Origin of the sequence: Paratractidigestivibacter sp. (genome assembly GCF_052362415.1) — a bacterium.
Lineage (GTDB): Bacteria > Actinomycetota > Coriobacteriia > Coriobacteriales > Atopobiaceae > Paratractidigestivibacter.
In genome coordinates, this window is record NZ_DAWEMK010000075.1 from 1 (window position 1) to 8,433 (window position 8,433).

The 8,433-nt window shown below is 59.7% G+C and carries 7 protein-coding genes; 3 read left to right on the forward strand and 4 right to left on the reverse strand.

Going from position 1 to position 8,433, the window contains the following annotated elements:
* Positions 1–1,006: M20 family metallopeptidase (locus ACT84W_RS07730; protein ID WP_444328783.1), on the forward strand; the 1,006-nt coding region annotated here is incomplete at its 5' end.
* A gap of 4 nt (positions 1,007–1,010) precedes the next feature.
* Here the strand turns inward: ACT84W_RS07730 and ACT84W_RS07735 are convergent.
* Both ACT84W_RS07735 and ACT84W_RS07740 read right to left on the reverse strand, forming a co-directional pair.
* Positions 1,011–2,717 (reverse strand): DUF6020 family protein, encoded by a 1,707-nt coding sequence (locus ACT84W_RS07735; RefSeq protein WP_444328784.1) that lies wholly within the window; start codon positions 2,715–2,717, stop codon positions 1,011–1,013.
* Positions 2,718–2,802: 85 nt separating this feature from the next.
* On the reverse strand, positions 2,803–3,966 hold the full coding sequence (locus ACT84W_RS07740) for an acyltransferase (protein ID WP_444328785.1): 1,164 nt from the start codon (positions 3,964–3,966) through the stop codon (positions 2,803–2,805).
* Between the two features lie 152 nt (positions 3,967–4,118).
* On the opposite strand from ACT84W_RS07740, the gene ACT84W_RS07745 reads away from it, so the two are divergent.
* Together ACT84W_RS07745 and ACT84W_RS07750 are read left to right on the forward strand one after the other, a co-directional pair.
* A complete protein-coding gene (locus ACT84W_RS07745; RefSeq protein ID WP_444328786.1) occupies positions 4,119–5,105 on the forward strand; it encodes a glycosyltransferase in 987 nt (328 codons plus the stop codon).
* Between the two features lie 35 nt (positions 5,106–5,140).
* On the forward strand, positions 5,141–5,521 hold the full coding sequence (locus ACT84W_RS07750; RefSeq protein ID WP_432290993.1) for a desulfoferrodoxin family protein: 381 nt from the start codon (positions 5,141–5,143) through the stop codon (positions 5,519–5,521).
* A 440-nt stretch (positions 5,522–5,961) separates the two neighbouring features.
* Here ACT84W_RS07750 and ACT84W_RS07755 read toward each other — a convergent pair whose 3' ends face one another.
* Positions 5,962–6,456, reverse strand: a complete 495-nt coding sequence (locus ACT84W_RS07755) for a GtrA family protein (RefSeq protein WP_418829246.1) — start codon at positions 6,454–6,456, stop codon at positions 5,962–5,964.
* Positions 6,457–6,477: 21 nt separating this feature from the next.
* A partial coding sequence (locus tag ACT84W_RS07760; protein WP_444328787.1) for a glycoside hydrolase family 3 C-terminal domain-containing protein occupies positions 6,478–8,433 on the reverse strand: 1,956 nt, incomplete at its 5' end.

Below are 8,433 nucleotides of genomic sequence, written 5' to 3' on the forward strand. Positions count from 1 at the left end.
TGCGGTTATCGGGGACGCTGCAGGCCCCTGCGTGCTCCTTCGCGCGGATATGGACGGGCTGCCGGTCGCCGAGCGCTCAGGCGAGCCGTGGGCTTCCGTCAACGGCTGCGCACATGCCTGCGGGCACGATATGCACGCGACGTCATTGCTGGGTGCGGCGCGGCTGCTCAGGGCTCGGGAAGGCGCGATCCGCGAGCTCGGCGGTTGTGTAAAGCTCCTATTTCAGCCGGGGGAGGAGACGCTTACCGGAGCCGCAGCGGTCGTCGCCGACGGAGTCCTTGAGTCCCCGCACGTGGACGCCGCCTTTGCACTGCACGTGAACGGCCGCTGCCCGATGGGACTTATGCTCTATGGGGAGGAACAATCTGCTGGGGTATGGGGTTTTCGGATCCGCTTGCGCGGGCATGGCGGGCACGGGTCTATGCCGCATAAGTGCATCGACCCGATTATCGCGGGAGTTCATGTGCACCTTGCCATCGATGAGGCGATGCACCGTGAGTTCGCCGCGGGGACCGAGGTGGTGCTCTCCATCGGGAAGTTCGAGGCCGGCAGCGCACCGAATGTGATCCCGGACGAGTGCGTGCTCGAGGGCACGGCGCGGGCGTTCGACGCGGAGGTCATGGCCAAGGTCAAGACTCGTGTTCGAGAGGTCGTCGGAGGCGTCGCGTCGACTTACCGCGTCTCGGCCGAGGTCGAGGACCTCTCGGACGTCCCGCCGCTGGTTGTCGATAGCATGATGACGGATGCGTGCCTCGCGTACGTAGGCGCGGCCGAGCCGGAGATGCGCTTCCGCGGGATCCAGCATACGCTGGGCGCTGAGGACTTCGCGTTCTTCTCGGAGCGCGTGCCATCCGCGTACTTCACAGTTGGTGCTGCCGCCTGGGACGCCGAGGAGCACTTCTCGATGCACGACCCGAGGATCCGGTTCGACGATGGGGCCTTGCCGCTGTGCGCCGCTGCGTATGCGGCGGCTGGTCTCGGCTGGCTCGCTGATAAAGCTCAGTAATTCGTTATCGGTTTTTACCGGACGCCGAATCTGAGGATTTCTCCTGATTTAGAACGCAAGAAGCGCTTATGAGGAGCGGTGCCGCGCACACGATGGCAAATACATATCGGGTTGGCTCCCCTCCCATCACAGAGACAGGAGCAATAGCCAAAGGGATTAGCGAAGCAAGCACCGGCATGGCCAAAACCAGTCGTTGGAGTCGACTGTTGCGGGATTTGTCGAGCAAAAGGAACAAGGTTAACAACGGCACAATCGTTGCCCATGTGCTCCTAAAGAACAATACGTTAAGAACCGGCATTGATTGAACGGCGCGGTAGATGGTTTCCGCTGACTTGCCGCCGCTGGTGATCTGGTCATTCCAGTCTGTGCACGTCTCTATTCCATCGTCGTGCCACCCGGAATACGTCAGCACTACCATGTAATTCGGTGTTCCAGCCAGATCGGTTCGGAACGTAATCCATCCATCCACGAGGCCGAGCCAAGACTCTAGGTGGCCTCTAGGGTGCTTCAAGGTGTTCTTTGCCCACAATTTTACGAAGTCTCCCATTCGCTTATCGTTATGGAGGCCTCGTTCCTTGACCGGATCGACAATCTGCCAGTTGTAGCGCGAGGGAATCTCGTCGCAGTCCACCAGCAGAAAGTCATCAATTAAGCTGCGGTCCTCTGAGGTGAGGTCATCGCTGTTGAAGGTGACGTCGTGCGCGACCTGTTGGATGAGCGTCGCGATGGCCTCCTGCTTTCCGCCCGGCTGAACATAAAATGCCGGAAGAATAAGCTTCGGGAACACGATGAAGACTATGGCGAATACAACTGCTGCCGCAGCCGCCGACCTGACCAACGATTCCTTTTTGCGATATGCAAGCAGAAGAGGGACAAAACAAAGGAGTACTACATAGCCGGTGGTTTTCTTTGTAAGGGAGGATATCAGCGCGCATACGATCATGGCGATCAATACCCGCGGGTTTTGTAGCTCTTTGCCGTTTGATTTAACGATTAGGAATAGTTGCAGAGCAAATCCAAGGAAGAAGGCGCAGGATAGGGTGTCTTTTGCGACTGAGCAAAACATTAGAGGGATAAAGGGGAAGAGCGACACGAAGCAAAGTAGCGCCAAACTTCCGATGCAGCCAAGTCCGCTATCGTGAAGTTCCCAGATAAACCGAGAGAAAAAGTAAATCGCGATTGCGCTTTGAATACAAATAAGAACGAACAAACCCTTGCTCACGCTGTTAAACAGGCTATTCCCCAAATCCGCGAACCATCCAAGTATGAGTGTCATCGAATAGGGGTGATGATCGGACAAGGTAACAAGTCCGAAGTGTTCAAGCAGCTCTTGGGATGTATCGCTCCAGTAAATACCGGGGAAAAAGAGCACCAGCCACGGAATCCAGCAGAGAAGAATAACGATACACATGATAGCCGTTGATGTCTGCTTGTTCCTGCTGAACAAAAAACGGTCAACGGCAGAAGCGCCATTGGATATTGTTTTGACAATTGCATTCTTTTCCAATTGCAACGTGCCGCTGCCGGCGAGTACGAAATCGACGATCGCGAACAGCGCAACAAAGAAAACGGCGAAAAGCACCAGAGATGCCGCAAAAGAGATCGTGTCGAAGATTAGCTTGCCATTATTCGCGGCGACAGTATCGCCAAGGGTGAACAGCAAAGCGAGTGCTATGGGCAGCAGCCAGCGAAGTTTTATTTGTTGCTTCATCAAAAAAGAGCCCTTTCCAGTTTCCAGCTGCAATTGGTGGATACGCGAGTTCTCGCAAGATTTTGTTTCGATCCCTATATGTATCCTAAAGACTGAACAACCATTTTACAGCAGGTGTTTTTCTTAATAGATCAGAGACAATTGAGAGAAGCACTTGTATCGACAGGACGAAGAGCGCTGAGATGATGAGGCGAGTCGCTGGAGATAGGCTTTGAGGAATGAAATAGTCGACGACATGAGTTCTTGCCGCTGCTGTCAATACAAACATGTGCAGAAGATAAACACCTAGAGTATTCGAGCCCATGAAGGTGGCAAATCTCTTGATCTTGCTGCTATTTATGGCGTTACCTAACGCCAAACATAAAATGACCAGTGCGATTGTCTCAAGTAAGGTCATGGGGAGCCAGTACCCATTTTTTGTCGAAAAGGGACCAACTAGCTTGCCGCTGTATTGAGCTTCATGAAGAGCAACAGTGATACCAACAGAAACAATGGCGAGCGCGACAAGCGCGAATGCCGTCGGGGAATGCTTTCTTACGGCATCCGTGGCTCTCTTTGAGCCAAGAAACCCGCCAACAACAAAATAAACTATCAGGTATCCATAGGGCCCGAATATATTTAGATTAGATATGGGCTGAAGCGTGGCGCTCAGCTTGGTTCCAGGGCTTCCGAAGAAGGCCTCTGCGACAGATCTGATTCCATCCAGCCCGAATGTTAAAAGAGCCAACGCTCCGATGGCGATGGCCAAGGGACGTTTATCCTCGTTATCGAATGCGAGTTTGATAATTGGAAGGATTGCGTAAAGAGCGATAAGAGCCTCGAGGAACCAAAAATGGCCGGTAAGGTAGCCATCCACGCCGGTGTTCCCGAGGAGGATGGAAACGACCTGCGCGACGCCGATGCTGGGGGATCCCAGTATGCGATAGGCGACAATATGAATGCCTCTCCAAATAAAGAGAAGCATCGCTACCCTGAGCAGCTTGCGTGCATGCTTCTTTACGTTTAGCGGTTTATTGAGCAATATGGCGCCATTCACGGTTATGAAGGTAGGCACGCAAACCACGGTGATTGCCATTGCTGCTCTTGTGATTCTTGAGTCGGGGATACTTCCGACGTAAAAAGAGTAATGAAGCAGGACCACGAGGAACATCGCGAGGACTTTTGCGATGTCGTAGCCGACAACCCTTGTTTTCGTGTTTGCGATGGCAGTGCCAGGTTGGTTCTTATCTTCAGAATTAACGAGTGGCAAGCATGTCTCCTAGTGGATACCATTATTCTAGAGCGGGTCTCATATCTTTGTAGCTATAAATGTTACCTGGCGCGCATTGCTTACGAGATGGCATAGTCTAGTATTTATCACAGTTTTCAACCTTAAGATCGGCTTTCTGCGGAGAGATATCTATGTCGAATGCCCAGCCAATAATCGCCGCGCTCGTGCCCTGCTACAATGAGTCGCTCACCATCGCGAAGGTGTGCGACGATTTCAAGAAGTACCTGCCCGAAGCGACGGTCTACGTCTACGACAACAACTCCTCGGACGGGACCGCCGAGATCGCGGCCGAGCACGGTGCGGTTGTGGTTCACGAGGGGCGTCAGGGCAAGGGCAACGTGGTCCGTCAGATGCTGCGCGACATCGATGCCGACTGCTACGTGATGGTCGACGGCGACGATACCTACCCGATCGAGCAGGTCCGCGAGGTCATCGCCCCCATCCTCGATGGCACGGCGGATCACGTGGTAGGGGACCGCCTCTCTAACGGCACCTACGCCGCGGAGAACAAGCGCGCCGGGCACGGATTTGGCAACGATCTCGTGCGCTGGCTCATCAAGGTGCTCTACGGCTTCGAGTACACCGACGTGATGACGGGTTACCGCGCCTTCAACCGCGAGTTCGCGAAGACGCTGCCGGTGCTCTCCCCGGGCTTCGAGATCGAGACTGAGCTCTCCATCCATGCGGTCGACAAGAACTGGCGCATCGTCCAGGTGCCAATCGATTACCGCGACCGCCCTGAGGGCTCCGAGTCTAAGCTGAACACCGTCTCCGACGGCATCAAGGTCCTGAAGATGATCTTCTCGCTGTTCAAGGACTACAAGCCGCTGGGGGTTCTTCTCGCTGATCGCGCTCGTGTTCTTTGTCATCGGGCTTGTACTGGGCATTCCCGTGATCGCCGAGTTCGCGGCGACGGGTCTGGTCCCGAGGTTCCCGACGGCGATCCTCGCCGTGGCGTTTTGCGGGCTCGCTGCGCTCATGCTCGTGTGTGGCCTCATCCTCGACACCGTGGTCAAGGGCAACCGCCGCGACTGGGAGCTCCGCGCCATCGAGGTCTACGGGCGGAAATAGCGGAAAGTAGCTCGCTGATAGACGGTTTATGGGTAGACAAGCACTGAAGGTGGCGACCGCTTGCGAGGCGAGGGGAGACGCTATGTCTGCTGTGAAGTTCTATCGTTGCGCGCATTGCGGAAACGTCGTAGCTGTGCTGATCGACGGGGGAGTAGCGCCCGTTTGCTGCGGCGAGCCGATGGAGCTGATGCGCGCGGGCACGACCGATGGGGCGCACGAGAAGCACGTGCCTGCGGTTTCGCGCTCCGGCGACGAGCTGCGCGTCCGGGTGGGCGCGGTCGAGCACCCGATGCTGGCCGAGCATCATATCCAGTTCATCGCCGTCGCGTGCGAGAGGCGCCTGCAGGTGGCGCACCTCGCACCGGGCGATGCGCCTGCGGCGACGTTCCGCGTGCCGGCGGACGCGCCGGTGACGGTCTACGAGCTGTGCAACCTTCATGGGCTGTGGAGCGCGGAGGCGTAGGGGCTTCTTACCGGCGTTGCGTGGGCAATGGCTGGCCACGTAATGGCCGGCTGCCGGTGTATTCGCGCGGGAAAGGTAGCCCGTCGGTGATCGTGCGCCGGAAAGCCTGACCGTTGGCGGTCGTGTGCCGGAAAGCTTGACCGCCAGTAATCGCGTGCGGGAAAGCCCGACCGTCGGTAATCGCGCACCGGAATCGGGGAGCGTCGGTACCGACCCTCCCGGTTTTTGGTGCATGATTACCGACGGTCCCGGGTTTTGGTGGACGGTTACCGACGTCCCCTGATTCCGGTGTGCGCTGAACAACGGTCCCCGATTCCGGTGTGCGCTGAACAACGGTCCCCGATTCCGGTGCTCGATTGCCGGCCCTGGACTCAGCAGCTAGTTAGCAAACTCCGGATTGTGGTGCTCAACGATCGCTGCCCCAAGCTCGCGCGTCCTTCTTACTTGGTGATCCAGAACTTGAGGAGCGGGAAGCTCACGACGACGGCGAGCAGGGTGTTGACCACAGACGCGATGGTGCTCGCGAGCGCGGCGTCCATGCCGAAGGTGCCCTGGCAGAAGCTCGTCACGTAGCCGGGGAGGACGAGGTTGACGACCACGATGAGCACGGCGAGGATCGCGTACTTCCACGCGGCGTCGCCGTAACCGCCCTCGGACTTGAAGACCCACTTCATCTGGACAAAGAAGTTGACGACCTGCGCCATGACCTCGGCCACGAGGAAGGTGAGGAAGCCGCCGAGGCCGTTGGAGCCCGGGTCGGTGTAGTTGAAGATGAGGAACTGGAACGGCTGCGTGAGCTGCATCGTGTTGACGAAGAGCGCCGCGCCGCCGGCCGCGCACACGAGGCGCGTGATGGTCGAGATGTTGGACAGCACGTTGAACTTGATGAACTCCCAGATCGCCTGGTGCTCCTCGGTCCATGTCTTAAAGCTCATGATCGGTTTCCTTTCTGGCGGCTACTTGGACGTGGCGTTCTGGGCAAGGTTGACGACGAACTCGACGATGAAGCGGAGGATGCCGATGATCCAGAAGCCGCGGATCTCCATGACGAGGGCGTCGACCATGCGCATGTTGACCATGCCGTTGGTCATCTTTGCGAGGGCTCGCAGCGGCATGTTCCAAATGAAGAGCACGTTGAGGTTGGGCTTGCCGGACTTCTCGCTGTGCGACTTCATCGCCTTGAGCACGGCCCAGACGATCCAGAAGAGGGGCGAGCGGCCGTGGTTGAGGTCGCGGAAGCACATGTTGCGCCCGATCGCCGGCCCCTCGTCGGGCACCGCGTGGCCGAGGAGCGCCTCGAATGACGCGTCGTCCACGGCGAGAACGTCCGTGGACTCGTAGGAGCTGACGTCGCGGCCCTCGTATGGGTCGGGGGCGCCGGTGCCGGCGACCTCGAGCGTCGCCCTCAGGCGGAGGTCACGGCTGCTCGCACCGATGCGCAGCTCGTACGCGCCGCCCTCGGTCTCCCAGGAGCCGGTGCGGTCGTTGAAGTAGCGGAAGGCTTTGTCGTCCAGGGGAATCGTGACCTCGCGGGACTCGCCGGGCGCGAGCTCGACGCGCGCGAAGCCCTTGAGCTCCTGTTCCGCGCGGAAGACCTGGTGGTCGGGCTTGGCCACGTAGAGCTGCGCAACCTCGGCGCCGGCGACCTTACCTGTGTTCGCGACGGTGAAACTCACGCCGCTCGCGGTGGCCTGCAGGTCGCTGTAGGCGAAGGTCGTGTAGCTGAGCCCGTAGCCGAAGGGGAACGCGACCTCGCGACCGGCGGTGTCGAAGTAACGGTACCCGACGTAGATGCCCTCGCGGTACTGGGCCTGCTTCTGGTCGGAGGGGTAGCCGGCGGAGGAGGGCACGTCTTCCCAGCGTAGGGGCCAGGTCTCGGCGAGCTTGCCGGAGGGGCAGACCTTGCCGGTGACGACGTCGAGCGCGGCGCCCGCGCCCGCCTGACCGCCGAGCGCGCAGTAGAGGACCGCGGGGGCCTTCTCCATCCAGGCGGACTCGACGCAGGAGCCGGCGGAAAGGAGCACGACGACGTTGCGGTTCTTCTCCACGACGGCCTTGAGGAGCTCGACCTGGTTCTGGTTCATGCGCATGGTCGGGCGCTCGGCGCCCTCGGACTCCGCGATCTCGTCGAGCGCGAGGGCCAGGATGACGACGTCGGCCTTGCCGGCGAGGTCGAGGGCGGCCGCGAGCTTCTGCTCGTCGGCGCCGCCGTGGCGCTCGAAGCCGGGCTCGTAGCCCACGAGCGCAAGGCCGCTTCCGTCGATCGTGTCGAGCAGGGAGTCGACCTTCGTGGAGTTGACGGCCGAGCTGCCGGCGCCCTGGTAACGCGGGGTCTTGGCGAAGTCGCCGATGAGGGCGACCTTGGTGGCGGCGGGAAGCGGCAGCAGGGGAGAGGCGCCCTCGGCGGGCGCGTCGTTCTTGAGCAGGACGCAGCCCTCGGCCGCGGCCTTGCGCGCGAGCTCGTGGTGGGCCTCCGCGTCGAAGCTGCTCGAAGCCGCCTCGACCGCCGCCCGCGTCGCGAGCGCGACCTCGATGGCCTCGTCGACGCGCGCGTCGATCTGCTCGGTGGTCACGCGTCCGTCGCGGAACGCGGCCATGAGGTCGCGGACGGAGGACTTGCCGGGGGCCGGCATCTCGAAGGTCGAGCCCGCGGCGACGCCCGCCGCGTGGTCGTTCGATCCTCCCCAGTCGGTGACGACGGCGCCGTCGAAGCCCCACTCGTCGCGCAGAATCTCGCTAAGCAGGTGCTCATTCTCGTTCGCGTACACGCCGTTGACCAGGTTGTACGAGCTCATGATGGTCTTGGGCGCGGATTCGCGGACGACGGTCTCGAAGCCGGAGAGGTAAATCTCGCGCAGGGTCCGCTCGTCGAGCACGGAGTCGGACGCTTGGCGGCGGGTCTCCTGGGAGTT